Raw genomic sequence first — 16,326 nt, forward strand, 5'->3', positions numbered from 1 at the left:
CCGCCCGTCCCTAGACTGCGGGCCGTGAGATACCAGGAATTCGAGGCGGCCGTCCGCCGGCTGGTCGCCGGCGCCCGCGACGAGGCCGTGCGCGCCTTCGGCGCCGAGACGGTGGCCCGGGTCGTCCGCGACGACGAACTGACCGGCATCGCCGCCGCGGGCGAGCTGGACGACGACGCGGCGGCGGCGTTCACCGCCGCGCGGGCGAACGCCGCGACGGCCGGCGCGGCCGAACTGCGCGCGCTGCTCACCCGCATCGACGACGGCGTCCTCAGCGACGGGGACATGGATCCGGAGCTGCTCGTCGCCCTCTCGGCGCTCGAACACTGGACGACCTACCTGGAGACCGGCCGCCGCGACGAGATCCACGAGCTTGCCGTCCGCGCCGTCGAGCAGGTCGACCACCGGGTCCCGGCCGATCTCGACGACTTCCTGGCCAGCCCCGAGATGGCCGCCGAGTACGCGCGGATCGAGCGCCTGCTCACCGCGTGACGGCCCCGGGCCAGGGTCCGCCTATCCCGGGACCGGCGAGCCCTGGTTGCGCCGGCCGGCGGCGGGCATCGTACGGGTCGTGGGCCGGAGACTCCGGCGCGCGGAAGGGAACCATGACGGACCACGCACTTCCCGGCGGCACCTACCCGGTGGGCGACCTGACCCTCACCCGGGTCGGCTACGGCGCCATGCAGTTGGCCGGTCCGGGCGTGTTCGGGCCGCCCCCGGACCGGGCCGCCGCGGTCGCCGTGCTGCGCACGGCGGTGGAGTTGGGCATCCGGCACATCGACACGGCGGACTTCTACGGTCCGCACGTCACCAACGAGATCATCCGCGAGGCGCTCGCGCCGTACCCGGACGACCTGCACATCGTCACAAAGGTCGGCAACCGGCGTGACGCGCAGGGCGGCTGGCCGCCCGCCCGCACCCCGGCCGAGCTGACCGAGCAGGTGCACGACAACCTGCGACGCCTCGGCCTGGACGCGCTCGACGTGGTGAACCTGCGGGTCGGCGGCATGGACGCACCCGTGCCGGGATCGATCGCCGAGCCGTTCGGCGCGCTCGCCGACCTGCGGGAGCAGGGGTTGATCCGGCACCTGGGGCTGAGCACGGTCACCTCGGAGCAGCTCACCGAGGCGCAGTCGATCGCCCCGGTGGTGTGCGTGCAGAACTTCTACAACCTCGCCAACCGGGGTGACGACGAGCTGGTCGACCGCACCGCCCGGGAGGGCGTCGCGTACGTGCCGTACTTCCCGCTGGGCGGCTTCTCGCCGATGCAGTCCGACGTCCTGGACCGGGTCGCGGCCCGGCTGGCGGTCACACCGATGGCCGTCGCGCTCGCCTGGTTGCTGCACCGCGCACCGAACATCCTGCTCATCCCCGGCACGTCCTCGGTCGCGCACCTGCGCGAGAACGTCGCCGGGGCGGCCCTGGAACTGCCCGCCGACGCCCTCGCCGAGCTGGACGCGGTCGGCGCGTGACCCGGTCACGACGCCCCGGGGCGGCCGTGGCGCTGCACTAGGGTGTGCGCATGACGGCTCGCCTGGACGGGTTCGCCTTTCCACCCCGCCGCCCGGCCGAACGGTTGGGGGTGGCGGTGGTGAGTGAGCTGGTCGAGCTGATCGTCACCGGGCAGCTCGACGCGGGGCAGCTCCTCCCGCCGGAGGGGCCGCTCAGCGAGCACTTCGGCGTGAGCCGGACGGTCATCCGGGAGTCCGTGAAGCGGCTCGAGGAGAAGGGCCTGGTGGTGGTCTCGCAGGGCCGGGGCACCCAGGTCGCCCGGGTCGGCTCGTGGAACATGCTGGATCCGGTGGTGCTCTCCGCGCTCATCGACAACGACGAGTCGTTGGGCGTCCTGGACGAGCTGACGATCGTCCGGGGCAGCCTGGAGGCGGCCATGGCGGGCACGCTGGCGAGCCGGCGTACGCCGGAGGAGCTGACCCGGGTCGAGCACGCGCTGGACGTGATGCGCGAGATCCGGCACGAGAGCGACTCGTTCCGGCAGGCGGACGTGGTCTTCCACTTCACCGTCATGGAGCTGTCCGGGAACCGCCTGGCGGAGAACATCTGCAAGCGCCTCTACCGGCGGGCGATGGAGAGCAGCCGCTACCACGGCATGACGTACGAGAGCGCGTTCGAGTCGACGCTCGACGAGCACGCACGGGTGGTCGACGCGATCGCCCGGCAGGACGTGGCCGCCGCCGAACGCGCCATGCGGGACCACATCGTCACCTCGTGGCAGCGGCGCCGGTTGGCGGGGCCGGGCGGCGACCCGGCGCGGTAGCTCAGGGGTCGGGGACCAGCCGCAGGCCGGCGCGGTCGGGCCGGACGTGCGGGCCGGTCGCCGAGCGGGGCGCGTGGACGGACGCGAGGCGCTGCTCGTCGACCTCGATGCCCAGCCCCGGCCGGTCGCCGAGGACGATGCCGCCGTCCGCGATCTCCTGGTCCACGGTCAGCCCGATCGGCCAGGTGAAGTCCTGGACCTCGCACGACAGGTGGTTGGGCGCCGCCGCGGCGGCGGCGGCCAGCGGGTTGGCGTGGTAGGCCACCGGACTCACCGGCAGGTCCCGCCCGTGCGCGACCGCGGCGGTCCGCAGGAAGTGGGTGATGCCCCAGACGCTGCCCACCTGGACGACGTCGACGGCGTCCGCGTCCAGCAGGGGCCGGAACTGTTCCAGGCCGGTGAGGTTCTCGCCGGTGGCGACCGCCGCCCGGACACCGTGCCGCACCGCCGCGAGGCCGGCCGCGTCCCACCGGCGGACCGGCTCCTCGACCCAGGTCAGGTCGACGGTGCGCTCCAGCGCGGTGACGAACCGGACGGCCTGGGCGCGGTTCCACGACTCGTTGGCGTCGACCATCAGCGCCGGCCGGCCGGTGTTGCGGCCGAGGATCTCCCGGACCGCCTCCAGCCGGCGTCGGTCCCGCTCGACGTCGTGGCCGCCCTTGAGCTTGGCGGCGGTGAAGCCCCGGTCGGCGAAGCGCTCGTACAGTCGCGCGAGCGCGTCGTCGTCGAGGGCGATGTCGAGCCCGGAGGCGTAGCCGGGGACGAACCGGTCGGCCGCGCCGACGGTGCGCCAGAGCGGCTCGTCGGCCGCCTTCGCCTTGAGGTCCCACAACGCCATGTCGAGCGCGCCGACGGCGCCGAACGTCGCACCCGCGTGGCCGGTCTTGAAGACCTGGTTCAGCATCCGGTCGTAGAGCGCCGGGGCGGCGCGGGGATCCGCGCCGTCGACCGCGCCGAAGACCCGCTCGACGTCCCCGTGCGGGCCGAGACCGACGCCTTCCAGACCGACGTCGGTCTCCAGGATCAGCACGGGCACGTCGGTACGCGTCCGCGGCATCACCCCGTTGGCGTCGCCGATCAGCCGTCCCCAGTCGTGTGCGGTGGTGAGGCTGCGGTAGCCGGTGACCTTCACGCCCGTCTCCTCACCGCCGCCCCGGTCAGCCCCGCAGGCTCCACTGCTGGTTGGCCCCGCCGTTGCAGGCCCACAGGATCAGCTTGGTGCCGTTGGCGGTGCCGGCGGCGTTGGCGTCCAGGCAGAGCCCGGACTGCTGGCCGGTGATGGTGCCGTTGGCGTTGACGGTCCACTGCTGGTTGGGCTGGCCGTTGCAGTCCCAGATGATCACGGCGGTGCCGTTGCTGGTGCCCTGGCCGTTGGCGTCCAGGCACTTGCTGCCGTACACCTGGAGCTGCCGACCGGCGGTGACGGTGAAGCGTTGCCCGGTGGCGCTGCCGCAGTCCCAGAGCTGCACCTGGGTGCCGTTCGTGGTGGACGAGTTGGGCACGTCCACGCAGCGGCCGGACTGGCCGCCGACGATCTGCTGGGCGGTGCCGCTCGGCGGCGGGGTGGTCGGGCCGCCGGAGCCCTGCGGGCCGGCGGCGTTCATCACGGTCTGCGCGCCGGCCGGCCAGTTGCCGTTGCTGACCGTCGTGTTGCCGTAGACCACGTTGCCCCGGTCGCCGTTGGTGACGTTGGTGCTGTTGTTCGTCGACCAGTTGTTGGTGAGCGTCCAGTTGCCCATGTTCTCGCCGCCCCAGTAGTTGGCGGTGGCCCAGGTGCCGGTGTTCGAGAAGACGTTGTTGGTGACGGTGTAGTACTTGGAGCCCTCGTCGAAGTAGACGCCGAAGTAGCCGTTGGTCCGCAGGCAGTAGTTCTCGCTGATCAACGCGTTCGGGTCCCAGCCCAGCGTGTAGATGCACCCGCCGTCGTTCATCTGCTGCATCACGTCGTGGACATAGTTGCCGACCACGCGGTTGTTCGACGCGGTGGTCGGCGTGCTGTAGCGCGGCTGGTAGTTGTACAGGCCGCGGCGGGCGTACTCGTTGTTGCCGCCGGCGTCGTTGGCGCCCCAGCCGTACCCGATCGTCAGGCCGGAGTACGGCAGGTTGTAGATCTCGTTGTGGCTGATCGTGGCGTTGGTGACGTACGTGGGCAGCACCGAGCTGATGCCGCGGTAGTCCAGGCCGAGGTCGTGGATCCGGTTGTTGCTGACGGTGATGTCCCGGTTGGTCATCCGGGTGTCGCTCGGGTGGTGCGCGTCGGCGCGTACGCCGCCGATGACGAAGCCGCCGGCGGCGTTGCGGGCGATCTCGGAGCGGGTGACGGTGATGTTGCTGGCGCCCAGCCCGACGCCGGTGGCGTGCGCGTTGGCGTCGTTGCCGATGCCCACGGCGGTCTGGCCCAGGTTGACGAACTGGGAGTCGCTGAACGTGATGGTGTTGGCGGCCGAGATCTGCACCGCGGCGGGCATCTGGGACCAGCTCGGTCGGGCCGCCTCGAACTGCTGGCAGCCGGAGGTGCAGGAGCCCCACGCGGGCCAGGACCAGGAGCCGGCGATGTACGAGCCGGTCTGCTGGTCGACCCAGCCCTGGTTGCTGCTGGGGCCCAGCCAGCTCGTGCCGGTGAAGGTGAGGCCGGAGAACGCGATGTGGTGCGCCGGGCTGGCGTAGCTGCCGCCGACGCTGACCAGCGACTGCGTCACCGGGAACTCGACGTCCACGGTGGACATGTTCTGCCCGGAGCGCGGGATGTAGTAGAGCGTGCCGGTGCCGGTGTCGACGTACCACTCGCCCGGGGAGTCGAGGAACTCGTACGCGTTCACCAGGTAGAACGGTCCGGCCCGGAACGGGTTCATCAGGGTGTCGTAGCCGAAGTTGTTGTTGTTCCAGGCCGGCTGCGCCATGGTGAGCAGGCCGCCGCTGATGCTCTGCACCGGCGAGTACCGGTCGGTGAACGAGTTGATGCCCTCCACCTCGACCCGGTTGGCGTTGGCCAGGTTGTTCAGGTAGTTCAGGTTGCCGTTGGTGATCCGCAGGCCGGTGGCCGAGGCGCTGAAGTCCGACCGGCTCACCGCCGTCCGGGCCCGGGTGGCCAGTTGCCCGTCGACGTAGAGCTGCCGGGTGTTCTGCCCGGCGCCGACGCTCGCCCGCCAGATGTTGCGGCCGGAGTCGGCGACGGACCAGCCGGTCACCTGCTTCGCGCCGCTGATCACCGGGTGCGCTCCGGAGGCGGCCTGCCAGCGCACGGTGTGGCCGTTGGCGCCGGAGTCGGCCGCGCCGAACGTCAGCGGCGACGTCACCCGGTAGACGCCGTCGGCGAGCTGCACCACGATGTCGTCCGACATGCCGCCGACCAGCGAGCGCACGGTGGCCTGGGCCGTGGACAACGAGCAGGGCTGGGTGGCGGTGCAGCCGCTGCCGGTGCCGCCGGGGGACGCGTACACGGTGGTGGCGGCGGCCGAGGCGGACGTGGCGAAGGCCGCGACGGCGACGCCGGCGATCGCCGTGGCCAGCGCGAGGCCGGTCGCGGCCGACCGTCGCAGGGCGGATGCGTTCACGAAACCTCCAGCGGCGCTTATAGGTATGACGTCTCATGTTAAGCAGTTGTCAATATCGAAACAAGTCGATTGCTTGGCGGACGCGCGCGTTGACACCCGTCACCGCCCCGACCTAGGGTCGTCCCACCAGGTGAACCGATTCGACGACCGTTGCCGGGAGCGGGATGAACATCGGTGAGATCGCCCGGCGGGCCGGGGTGTCCCGCAGCACCGTGTCGTACGTGCTGAGCGGCAAGCGGCCGGTCTCGGCGGCCACCCGGCAACGCATCCAGGCGGTCATCGACGAGCTGGACTACCGCCCCAACGCCAACGCGCGGGCCCTCAAGGAGGGCCGGACCCGCACCCTCGGCCTGGTCATCCCGCCGGCCAGCCGACGCCTCACCGACATGCAGCTCGGCTTCGTCGCCAGCGTGGTCGAGGCCGCCGCGCGGGCCGACCTCGACGTGCTGCTGTCGCCGTCCGGCGGTGACCACGACCGGTCGTTCGAACGGATCGTGACCGGCCGCCGCGTCGACGGCGTCGTGCTGATGGAGATCCGGCTCACCGACGAGCGGGTGACCCGGCTGGAGCAGACCGGCCTGCCGTTCGTGACCATCGGCCGCACCGCCCGGCCGGCGGGCACGAGCTGGGTGGACGTGGACTACGACGGTCTCATCGCCAGTTGCGTGCACCACCTGGCGGACCTGGGGCACCGGCACGTCGCCCTGGTGAACCGCTCGGCGGAACTCGTCGCCGCCGGCTACGGCCCCGGCTGCCGGGCGCTGAGCGGCTTCGCCGCGGCGGTCGCGGAACGCGGCCTGACCGGCGTCGACGTCTGCTGCGGCGACGACGTCGCCGCCGGTGAGGCATGCGTCGAGGAGCTGCTGGCGGCCCACCCCGAGGTCACCGCCGTGGCCACCGTCAACGAGGCGGCGCTGCCCGGCATGCAGCGGGCACTGGAGTCCGCCGGGCTCGTGGTGCCGCGCGACTTCTCGCTCACCGGCGTCGCCGCGCGGCACTGGGCGGAAAACCTCCGTCCGCCGCTGACCGCCGCGGACGTGCCGATCGTCGAGATGGGCGCGGAGGCAGTCTCGCTCCTGCTGGAGCGGATCGCCGCGCCCGGGACCGCGCCACGGCACCGGCTCTACCGCCCGCCGGTCTCGCTGCGCGCCAGCACCGGCCCGGCCCCGGCGCGGCGCGCCGCGCCCTGACCGCACCCCGGCCGTCCGCTCACCCCCGCCGCCGCCGGTCGTCGCCGGCGAGCAGCAGATAGCCGCTCGCGGTCCAGGTGTACGCCCGGTCCCGCAGGCCCGCGCCGGTCTTGGCGTCGAAGTTCTCGGCGAAGCCGGAGCGTTCGCAGAGCAGCCGGAACCGCCGGCTGACCTCGTCGGCGAGCGCGACGTGCCCGGCCCGGCGCAGGCCGTCCTCGATCAGGACGGTGGCCGGGGCCCAGATCGGGCCGCGCCAGTACCCGTCGTCCACGTGGTGCGGTGAGTCGAGTGGCTCGGTGGCCAGCCCGTGCTCGGTGAGGTGGGCCTCCAGCCGGCGGGCGAGCGTGGCGGCGACACCGGCCGGGAGCGTCTCGCCGAGCACGATCGGCATGAGGTCGAGCAGGCTGGTGCTGGACCTGCTCGCCCCGGTCCGCGCGCTGCGGGCGGTGAACCGCTCACCGGTCCACAGCTCGCCCAGCAGCGCGTCGCGGATCTCGCCGGCGACGTCGGCCCACCGCGCCGCCTCCGCCGGGCGGTCCAGTTCGGCGGCCAGCTCCGCGAGGCACTCCACCTGCGTCACCAGCAGGGCGGCGAGATCGGGCGCCTCGACCACCCGGTCGTCGTCGAAGGTCGTGGCGTTGTCCCAGCCGCTGTCGTTGCCGTGCTGGTAGTGCGGCAGCCGCCCGCCGGGCGCCCGCCGGTGGTCCAGCCAGAACGTGGTCCACCGGGTCAGCCGCTCGTAGACCTCGACCAGTTCCGCACGCGGCACCGCCCGACCGGACCGTCGCCGCAACTGCCGCCACGCCCAGCCGTGCACGGGCGGCTTGACGAAGTTGTGCAGGACCTCCGAGTGCGTCACCGAGTCGGGCAGCGCGCCGGCCGGGTCCTGATGGTCGAACGGCAGGTGGAACTGGTGCCGGGCGAGGTCGGTCCGGCCGGCCGCCAGCGCGAGCGCGTTGAAGCAGTGGTCCCAGCTCCACACCTTGTTCATCCAGTGCTTCGACATCAGCGTGGCCGGCCGGGTGACGAAGCCGGCCGGCGCCACCGTGGCCGACCACAACACGTACCCGGCCAGCTCGGCGGCCGGGGTCGCCGGGCCGCGCCACGGTGCGACCGCCTCGACGAACGCGGTGAAGTCCGCGTCGGCGGCGGCGACCAGGTCGTCGAAGTCCGCGTCGGCCGCGTACGGTCGGCGGGCCGTCGCGTACTCCTCGATCGCCACCTCCCACGGTCGGTCGGTCGGCAGGACCAGGCCGCGGGCCGCGGTGCCGAGCGCCTGCGTGCCGACCGCCTCGGCGTCGCCGGTCAGCACGGTGACCCGGTACCGGTGGCCGGTCTCGTACGAGGTGAACACGAACCCGGCGTCCACCGGGTCGTCGTAGAGGTACGTCCCGCTGAACGGGGTCAGCGTGGCGGCGGCGGCGCTGATCCGCAGCCCGGACCCGCGGCCCCGGAGCCGGAGCGTGTCCGGGCCCGCGTAGGTCACCTCGACCCGGCCGTGCCGGTCGTGCCAGCTCAGCAACGCCGGACAGGCCGTCACCTCGGCGTCGGCCGGCGGGGTGAACCGGAGCACCGGGTGCATGCCGTTGCGGTGCGAGACCAGGTGCAGGTCGTCGGCCCAGGTGTGCTCGGCGACCACGGGGGAGACGCTGAGCCAGGACCCGTAGTGGCTGAACGGGATCTCCCGGACGGAGAACGTCGGGCCGGAGGGGACGACGGTCATCTGCGGTGACTGCCTTTCTCTGGTGCGGACGGCTCGCTCAGTCCTTGACCGCGCCGGCTGTCACGCCCGCGGCGACGTACCGCTGGGCCACGATCAGCAGGACGGTGGCGGGGACGGAGGCGATCACGGCGGTCGCCATGATGGCGTTCCACTGCTGGTTGTTGTTGCCGATGTAGCGGTAGATGCCGAGGGTCACCGGCCGCGCGGCGCCGCCGGCGTCCAGCGTGGACGCGAAGAGGAAGTCCGACCAGGCCCAGAGGAAGGCGAACAGGGACACCGTGATGACCGAGCTGCGGCTCAGTGGCAGCACCACGGAGCGGAACGTCCGCCACCGGCCCGCGCCGTCCACCACGGCGGCCTGGAGCACCTCGCCCGGGATGCCGGACATGAAGGCCGTGAAGATCAGCACGCCGAACGGCACGGCGATGGTGGAGTCGGCCAGCACCAGACCGGCCGCCGAGTTGAGCAGGCCGAGCCGGAGATAGATGGCGTAGCACCCCATCGCCATGATGATCCCGGGAACCATCTGCGCGATCAGCAGCACGAACCGGAGCACGCCGCCGCCGACCGGGCGCAGGGTGGCCAGGGCGTAGCCGGCGGGCGCGGCGAGGGCCACGGTCAGCGCCACCGTGCCGAGCCCGATCAGCAGGCTGGTGCCGAGGTACGGCAACTGGTCCCGCAGCACCACCTGGTAGCCCTCGACGGTGCCGTGCGTCGGGAACAGGCGCGGCGGGTCGGCGCGCAGGTCGGTGTCCCGGGTGAGGGACACGTTGACCATCCAGTAGACGGGGAACAGCATCAGCGCGGTGAACACCACCCCCAGGCCGGTACGCCACCAGCCGCCCCGGCCCCGCCCGCTGCTCACCACCGCTGCCTCCGCTGGGCCCGGACGTAGGCCAACCCGAACCCGAGGGCGACCACGATCAGCAGGTTGCCGACCGCCGCGCCCGGCCCGAACTCGGGCAGCAGGCTGCCGAAGCCGAGCCGGTAGGACCAGGTGGCGAACGTGGTGGACGAGTCGGTCGGACCACCCCGCGTCATGATCCAGATGAGGTCGAAGACCTTCAGCGTGTAGATCAGCCCGAGCAGCAGGGTGATCGCCGACACCGGCCGCAGCAGCGGGAACGTGATCCGCCAGAACCGTTGCGGCCCGCTCGCCCCGTCCAGCGCCGCGGCCTCGTACACGTCGGTCGGGATCGCCTGGAGGCCGCTGTGGAGGACCACCAGGTTGAACGGCACGCCGATCCAGATGTTCGCGATGATCACCGAGACGAGCGACCACCGCGGCGACGTCAGCCAGTTGACCGGGTCGAGGCCGAGCGCGCCGAGCGCGGCGTTGACCACACCGGCGTCGCTGTTGAGCATCCACGACCAGGTGGAGGCCGAGACGATCAGCGGCAGCAGCCAGGGTACGAGGAACAACGCCCGCAGCGTCGCCGACAGCGGGAAGTGCCGGTGGAAGAAGACCGCGAGCGCCAGCCCGATGGCGAACTGGAACAGCAGCGACACCGCCGTGAACGCCGCCGTGTGGGCGAGCGCCGGCCCGAACGTCGGGTGGGTCAGCACGTCCCGGTAGTTGTCCAGCCCGGCGAACGGGGCGCCGCCGGAGACGAACGACCGGACCGTGTACCGCCGCAGGCTCAGCTCGACGTTGCGGTAGAGCGGGTAGGCGTAGAAGGCCAGCAGATAGATCGTGACCGGGGCCAGGAACGCCCACGCCGTCCACCGGTCGGTGCGGTTTCGGCTCATGGAGCTACTTGGCGACCGCGCCCTGGGCGGCGGACAACGCCGCCCGTGGCGTCTTCGCGCCGCTGAGCGCGCCCTGCACGGCGGTCCAGAGCTGCTCGGAGATCTTCGGGTACCGCGTACCGAGGTCGTCGCCGGTGCGGCCCTTGGCGGCGTTCACCGCGTCGACCCACACCTTCAGCGCGGGGTCGGCCGCGACCTGCTTCTGCTGCACGGCCGCCACCGGCGCGACGTACGACAGCGTGGTGTCGGTGGTCAGCAGGTTGTCCGGGCTGGTCAGGCAGGACACCAGGCGGCGCGAGACGTCGTACCGGCCGGTGTCGCGCTGCACCGGGACGGAGACGAACTCGCCGCCGGTCGGGGCCGGTGCGGTGCCGCCGGCGCTGGCCGGCACCGGGATGATCCCGTACCCGAAGTCGAGCTTCTCGGCGTTGGCGCGCTGCCAGGTGCCGTTCTCGGCGAACGCGAAGTCGCCACCGGCGAACTCCTGCCAACTGGTCGTCTGGGTGTTGTTGATGACGGAGTTCGGCGCGTACCCCCGGGTCAGCCAGTCCTTCCACAGCGTCAGCGCGGACACCGCCGGCGGCGAGTCGAGCGCGGTGAGGCGGGCGCCGGCACCCCAGAACCAGGGCAGGAACTGGAAGCTGCCCTCCTCGGTGCCGATCGCCGAGAACGTGATGCCCTTCTTGCCGGCGGCCGTGACCTTCGCCAGCGCGGCGGTCAGCGAGGGCCAGTCCGTCACCGACGCGACGTCCACCCCGGCCCGACCCAGCAGATCCTTGTTGTACCAGAGCGCGAGCGTGTTGGCCCCGATCGGGACGCCGTACGTCCTGCCGTCGAGCCGGCCGGCGCCGAGCAGGTTGGGCGCGGACGCGGAGGTGTCCAGCCCGGTCTCGTCCGCGGAGGTCAACGCGCCGGCCTGGGCCAGCGTCGAGATCACCGGGTTGTCGATGATCAGCACGTCGGGTGAGTTGCTCTGCTGGGCCGCGAGCAGCGCCTTGTTGGTCAGGTCCGTGGTGTCGTAACCGGTGCGGCGCACCGACACGCCCGCGGCGCTGCCGCAGCTCTGGAGCAGCTTCTCCCAGTCGGATCCGGCGGCGAACTGCGGATACGGGTCCCAGATCGTGTACGCGACCCCGCCGGCGCCCCGGTCCGGGCCGTCCGTCGCGGCGCAGGCGCCGCCGGCGAGGAGGAGAGCGGTCAGGGCGGCGCCGGCCACGCCCCGCCGCCACGCGGATGTCGTCATGGTGTGCCCCCTCGGCATGCGGTGGGCGAATCGGTTCGACCGAAGATAGGCCGCTCCGGCAAGACGGTCAAGATGTTCGATGCCTGCTCAGGAAACATCGACGTCACGGCCAGGTCATCGCGTTGACATTTATCGATATCAACGCCTAAGCTGCGCGGCGAATCGATTCGCCAGGACGTCCTCCGCAGCATCCCCGCCCTGCCGAAGGAGTCACCAGTGGACCTCCCCCGCCCCCGGACACCCCGGATCCGTGGCCTCGCCGCCCGGATCGCGGCCGGCGCCGTCGCCGTCGTCTGCTCGCTCGCGGTCGTCGCGGCCCCGGCTCGGGCCGCCGACGAGTCGCTCACCGTCACCTTCTCCACCGCGCTCGGCACGCCGACCTACCGTGGCTCGGGCTGGATCTACGGGATGACCGAGAACGGTCAGAACCCGCCGGACAACTACTTCCGGGACGTACGGTTCCGGGCCATGCGTGCCGGGGGCGCCCAACTGCCGGGCCAGGGCTGGGTCGGCGGTGGCTACGACCGCCGGTGGAACGCCACCGTGGCGCAGGCCCGACGCACCGCGGCCCTGGGCGGCACGTTCGTGCTGCTCGACCACGACCTGTGGGGCGCCGACGGCGCCGCGATCAGCCGCTTCCCCGGCGACAACGGCGACTGGAGCGACTACGACCGCTTCCTGGACCGACTCTTCGCCGACGTCCGCGCGGCCGGCATCACGGTGCAGTGGGACATCTGGAACGAGCCGAACATCAGCCTGTTCTGGAACCGCCCCCAGTCGCAGTACTTCGAGCTGTGGCGACGCACCTACCAACGCATCCGGGCCACGTTCCCGGGCATGCTGATCGTCGGGCCGAGCTGCGCGTGCGTGCCGTCCACCAGCGGGTGGTGGACGCAGTACCTCGACTACGTCAAGGCCAACAACGTGGTGCCGGACATCTTCAGCTGGCACTCGCTGCCCGGCGACCCGGTGGCGAACGTGGCCACCGCCAACCAGACGCTCGACGCCCGGGGCATCCCGCACCCGCGACCGCACCAGATCAACGAGTACGGCGCGTCCAACCAGCAGAACCCGGCCGGCGGGGCGTGGTACCTGGCCCGGCTGGAACGCGCCGGCGCGGACGGGCTGCGGGCCAACTGGGCCGGCGGTCAGAACCTGCACAACGACCTGGCCAGCCTGCTCACCCGGAACTCCAGCGGGCAGTACCAGCCCCGGGGTGAATGGTGGGCCTACCAGTTCTACGGCTCGATGACCGGCCAGATCGTCGCCGTCACGCCGAGCGCCTCCTACGACGCGTTCGCCACCCGGGACGCCGGCTCGGCGAAGATCCTCGTCGGCGGCAACTCGACCACCGGCAACGTCACCCTCAACCTCCAGCGCCTGGACTCGACCAGCGGGATCGTGGTGAACAACCAGGTCCGGGTGGTGGTGCAGAACATCCCGTACAACAACGGCGGCGCGGTGGCCGGCCCGGTCACGGTCCGGGACAGCGTGGTGACCCTGACCAACAACGGCACCACGGTCACCGTGTCGCACGCGAACATCAACGACACGTCCACCGTCACCCTGTTGCCGCCCGGCGGCGGCGTACCCACCAACCAGAACGTCCAGATCGTCGGCGGCCAGTCCGGCCGGTGCGTGGACCTGCCCGGCTCCACCACCACCAACGGCGCCCAGGCCCAGCTCTGGGACTGCAACGGCGGCGCCAACCAGCGCTTCAGCTACACCGCGGCCAAGCAGCTCACGGTGTACGGCACCAAGTGCCTGGACGCGTCCGGTCAGGGCACCGCCAACGGCACCGCGGTGGTCATCTGGGACTGCAACGGCCAGGCCAACCAGCAGTGGAACGTCAACGCCGACGGCTCGATCACCGGCGTGCAGTCCGGGCTGTGCCTGGACGCCAGCGCGTTCGGCACCACCAACGGCACCAAGGTCCAGCTCTGGCAGTGCCTCAACGGCGCCAACCAACGCTGGACCCTCCGAAGCTGACATGCAAGGCGGGGCCCCTTCTTAACGCTTGCGGTACAGGAAGGGGCCCCGCTTAACACGTCAGCGCCAGCTCCACCGCTGGTTGGCGCCGCCGTTGCAGGCCCAGAGGATGAGCCGCGTGCCGTTGGCGGTGCCGGCGGCGTTGGCGTCCAGGCAGAGCCCGGACTGCACGCCGGTGACGGTGCCGTTCGCGTTCACGTTCCACTGCTGGTTGGGCTGCCCGTTGCAGGTCCACACGATCACCGCGGTGCCGTTGGCGGTGCCGGCGCCGCTCGCGTCCAGGCAGAGGTTGCCGGCGAGCTGCACCTGCCGGCCGGAGGTGGCGGTCCAGAGCTGGCCGGACTGCCCGGCGCAGTCCTGCAACTGCACCTGCGTACCGGAGGTCTGGCTCGGCGCGGTCACGCACCGGCCGGACTGCCCACCGACGAGCTGCCGGGCGGACGTCGGAGGCGGCGTCGTCGTCGGCGGGTTCGTCGGCGTGGTGCCGTCGAACTGGGTGAAGAACCGCCAGACCACCGCCTGGGTCCAGGACCGCTCGCCGGGTGCGAACGGGTCGGCGGTGCCGTCCACGGCATTGGGGGCGTGCGGCCCGTCGAACGCGGCCCACGCGACCGGGTAGCCGGCCCGGCATCCCGAGTAGTAGGTGACGACGTGCGTCAGGCTGCCCGCCGCCGGCTCGGGTGGGTTCTGCGGGGTGCAGCCGTTGTTCCGGACGAACTGGTCGCGCAGCGAACGCCCCAGCGAGATCGGCAGCGTGCCGTCCCGTAACCCGTGAATTCCCAGGTACGCGATGGGCTGGGTGCCGCCGTTGCACCCGCTGAGGTTCGCGCCCGAGTAGACCGCGACCGCGCGGAACACGGTCGCCCGGGCGCACGCGAGGGCGTAGCTCATGCCGCCGCCGTAGCTGAAGCCCATCGCGTACCGCTGCGTGGTGTCGACGCAGAGGCCGGCTTCGAACGTGCGGACCATGTCGTCGACGAAGGTCAGGTCCTGACCGTTCGGATTGGCCCAGCCGTTGCCGTTGCCCTGCGGCGCCACGAAGATGGCGCTGTTGTTGGCCAGCGCCCGGACCCCGTAGTAGGACCAGGGATAGCCGCTGGTCCCGCCGGAGTCGACGTCACCCGCGGTGCCGCCGTTCCAGTGGAAGCCGAAGATCAGCTTGTACGGGCGGTTGTTGTCGTAGTTGTCGGGGATCCGCAGGATGTACGAGCGGTTCTGGCCGCCGCTGGAGATCGTGTGCGAGCCGCTGGTCAGCGCCGGCGCCTTGCCGCAGCCGGCGGTCGCCGCCAGCGCGCCGATGCCGGTGGCGCTCCGCCCGGCGGCGAGTGCGACACCGCTCATGGCGAGCACCAGGCCCGCCACCCCCGCGACGACACCGACGACGAGTCGACGTCTCGGCATGGCGTACTCCTTCCGTCGAGAAGTTGAGCGGGGCCCCTCCTGTACCGGAGGCGTCAAGAAGGGGCCCCGCCTTGCACCTCAGCTTCGGGTGCTCCACAGCTGGTTGGAGCCGCCGTGGCAGTCCCACAGGTTGATCCGCGTGCCGTTGGTGGTGCCGTAGCCGGCCGCGTCCAGGCAACGACCGGACTGCACGCCGCTGATCGTGCCGTTGGCGTTCAGGTTCCACTGCTGGTTGGTCTGCCCGTTGCAGTCCCAGATGATGACCGCGGTGCCGTTCGCGGTCCCGCGCCCGTTCGCGTCCAGGCACTTGTTGCCGAGCACCTGCAACTGCTTGCCGGCGGTGTACGTCCAGCGCTGCATGGTGCCGCCCCAGCAGTCGTACAACTGCACCTGGGTGCCGTTGGTGGTGCTGCCGTTCGGCACGTCCAGGCACCGCCCCGAGCCGGTGCCGACCAGTTGCACGTTCTGGTAGGTGCCGCCGCCGGTGCCCGGGGTGCCGATGCTGCCGGACACCGACTGCAACGCGGCGTACCAGACGGCGGCCATCTTGTCGTAGCCGGTGGCCGTCGGGTGGATGCCGTCGATCAGGTCGGCGGTGGTCAGCGCCGCGTGCTGGTCGACCAGGTGGACGCGCTTGCCGGCGTTCACCTTGGACTGCACGATGCCCGGGATGGCGGCGTTGAACGTCCGCACCGCCGACTCCTGGCCGGAGTTGGCCAACGGGATGATCTGCGCCACGAACACGTCGGCGTTGGGCGCCGTCGTGGTGATCCGGTCGATCAACGTGGAGAGCCGGTTCGGCGCGGTGGAGACGTTGTAGTTCTGCAGGATGTCGTTGGTGCCGATGTGCAGCAGCACGGTGCGCGGCTGGTAGGTGTTGAGCCAGCCGGTGATGTTGGCGTCGATCTGGTCGATCCGCCAGCCCGGGTGGCCCTCGTGATCGTGGTCGCCGAGGTTGCTCGGCCCGTTGAACTGGGAGCCGACGAAGTCGACCCGGTAGCCACCGGCGGCGAGCCGCTGCCACAACCCGATCCGGGAGCCGCCCGGGACCTGCGTGCCCTCGGTGATCGAGTCACCGAGCGGCATCACCCGTACCCCGCCGTTGGACTCGGCCGCCGCCGGGCCGGCCGGGGCCAGCGCGCCGGTGACCGACAGGGCCAGCGCCGCGACCGCGGCGAGCCATTTTCCGGTACGCAATGTCT

At 71.8% G+C, this 16,326-nt stretch carries 13 protein-coding genes; 5 read left to right on the forward strand and 8 right to left on the reverse strand.

Annotated features, from left to right (window positions below):
- Positions 1-24: 24 nt before the first annotated feature.
- The 3 genes from ACIA6B_RS03320 to ACIA6B_RS03330 all read left to right on the forward strand — a co-directional run bounded on the left by ACIA6B_RS03320 (position 25) and on the right by ACIA6B_RS03330 (position 2,275).
- A complete protein-coding gene (locus ACIA6B_RS03320; RefSeq protein WP_396770487.1) occupies positions 25-492 on the forward strand; it encodes a hypothetical protein in 468 nt (155 codons plus the stop codon).
- A gap of 113 nt (positions 493-605) precedes the next feature.
- Positions 606-1,472: an oxidoreductase gene (locus ACIA6B_RS03325; protein WP_396770489.1), complete on the forward strand. Its 867-nt coding sequence runs from the start codon at positions 606-608 to the stop codon at positions 1,470-1,472.
- Positions 1,473-1,522: 50 nt separating this feature from the next.
- The gene (locus tag ACIA6B_RS03330) at positions 1,523-2,275 is read left to right on the forward strand and encodes a FadR/GntR family transcriptional regulator (protein WP_396770491.1); all 753 of its coding nucleotides are present in this window, start codon (positions 1,523-1,525) and stop codon (positions 2,273-2,275) included.
- Between the two features lies 1 nt (position 2,276).
- Here ACIA6B_RS03330 and ACIA6B_RS03335 read toward each other — a convergent pair whose 3' ends face one another.
- Together ACIA6B_RS03335 and ACIA6B_RS03340 are read right to left on the reverse strand one after the other, a co-directional pair.
- On the reverse strand, positions 2,277-3,407 hold the full coding sequence (locus ACIA6B_RS03335) for a mandelate racemase/muconate lactonizing enzyme family protein (RefSeq protein ID WP_396770493.1): 1,131 nt from the start codon (positions 3,405-3,407) through the stop codon (positions 2,277-2,279).
- 25 nt (positions 3,408-3,432) lie between these two features.
- Positions 3,433-5,829, reverse strand: coding sequence for an RICIN domain-containing protein (locus ACIA6B_RS03340; protein WP_396770495.1), 2,397 nt, complete (start codon positions 5,827-5,829; stop codon positions 3,433-3,435).
- A 164-nt stretch (positions 5,830-5,993) separates the two neighbouring features.
- Here ACIA6B_RS03340 and ACIA6B_RS03345 point away from each other — a divergent pair, with 164 nt between their 5' ends.
- Positions 5,994-7,019, forward strand: coding sequence for a LacI family DNA-binding transcriptional regulator (locus ACIA6B_RS03345; RefSeq protein ID WP_396770497.1), 1,026 nt, complete (start codon positions 5,994-5,996; stop codon positions 7,017-7,019).
- A gap of 19 nt (positions 7,020-7,038) precedes the next feature.
- Here ACIA6B_RS03345 and ACIA6B_RS03350 read toward each other — a convergent pair whose 3' ends face one another.
- The 4 genes from ACIA6B_RS03350 to ACIA6B_RS03365 form a co-directional block, all read right to left on the reverse strand.
- Positions 7,039-8,742 carry an amylo-alpha-1,6-glucosidase gene (locus ACIA6B_RS03350; RefSeq protein WP_396770499.1) on the reverse strand — a complete coding sequence of 568 codons (1,704 nt, stop codon included), beginning with the start codon at positions 8,740-8,742 and terminating at the stop codon, positions 7,039-7,041.
- A gap of 37 nt (positions 8,743-8,779) precedes the next feature.
- Positions 8,780-9,541: a carbohydrate ABC transporter permease gene (locus ACIA6B_RS03355; protein ID WP_396771213.1), complete on the reverse strand. Its 762-nt coding sequence runs from the start codon at positions 9,539-9,541 to the stop codon at positions 8,780-8,782.
- A gap of 62 nt (positions 9,542-9,603) precedes the next feature.
- Positions 9,604-10,491, reverse strand: coding sequence for a carbohydrate ABC transporter permease (locus tag ACIA6B_RS03360; RefSeq protein WP_396770501.1), 888 nt, complete (start codon positions 10,489-10,491; stop codon positions 9,604-9,606).
- 4 nt (positions 10,492-10,495) lie between these two features.
- Positions 10,496-11,734 (reverse strand): extracellular solute-binding protein, encoded by a 1,239-nt coding sequence (locus tag ACIA6B_RS03365; protein ID WP_396770502.1) that lies wholly within the window; start codon positions 11,732-11,734, stop codon positions 10,496-10,498.
- Positions 11,735-11,950: 216 nt separating this feature from the next.
- Here ACIA6B_RS03365 and ACIA6B_RS03370 point away from each other — a divergent pair, with 216 nt between their 5' ends.
- Positions 11,951-13,723 carry a ricin-type beta-trefoil lectin domain protein gene (locus tag ACIA6B_RS03370; protein WP_396770504.1) on the forward strand — a complete coding sequence of 591 codons (1,773 nt, stop codon included), beginning with the start codon at positions 11,951-11,953 and terminating at the stop codon, positions 13,721-13,723.
- A gap of 60 nt (positions 13,724-13,783) precedes the next feature.
- On the opposite strand, the gene ACIA6B_RS03375 is transcribed toward ACIA6B_RS03370, so the two are convergent.
- Both ACIA6B_RS03375 and ACIA6B_RS03380 read right to left on the reverse strand, forming a co-directional pair.
- Positions 13,784-15,124, reverse strand: a complete 1,341-nt coding sequence (locus ACIA6B_RS03375; RefSeq protein WP_396770506.1) for a ricin-type beta-trefoil lectin domain protein — start codon at positions 15,122-15,124, stop codon at positions 13,784-13,786.
- Positions 15,125-15,202: 78 nt separating this feature from the next.
- Positions 15,203-16,321, reverse strand: coding sequence for an RICIN domain-containing protein (locus ACIA6B_RS03380; protein WP_396770508.1), 1,119 nt, complete (start codon positions 16,319-16,321; stop codon positions 15,203-15,205).
- Positions 16,322-16,326 lie beyond the last annotated feature (5 nt).

It is taken from the genome of Micromonospora sp. NPDC051141 (genome assembly GCF_044455765.1).
Taxonomy (GTDB): Bacteria; Actinomycetota; Actinomycetes; order Mycobacteriales; family Micromonosporaceae; genus Micromonospora.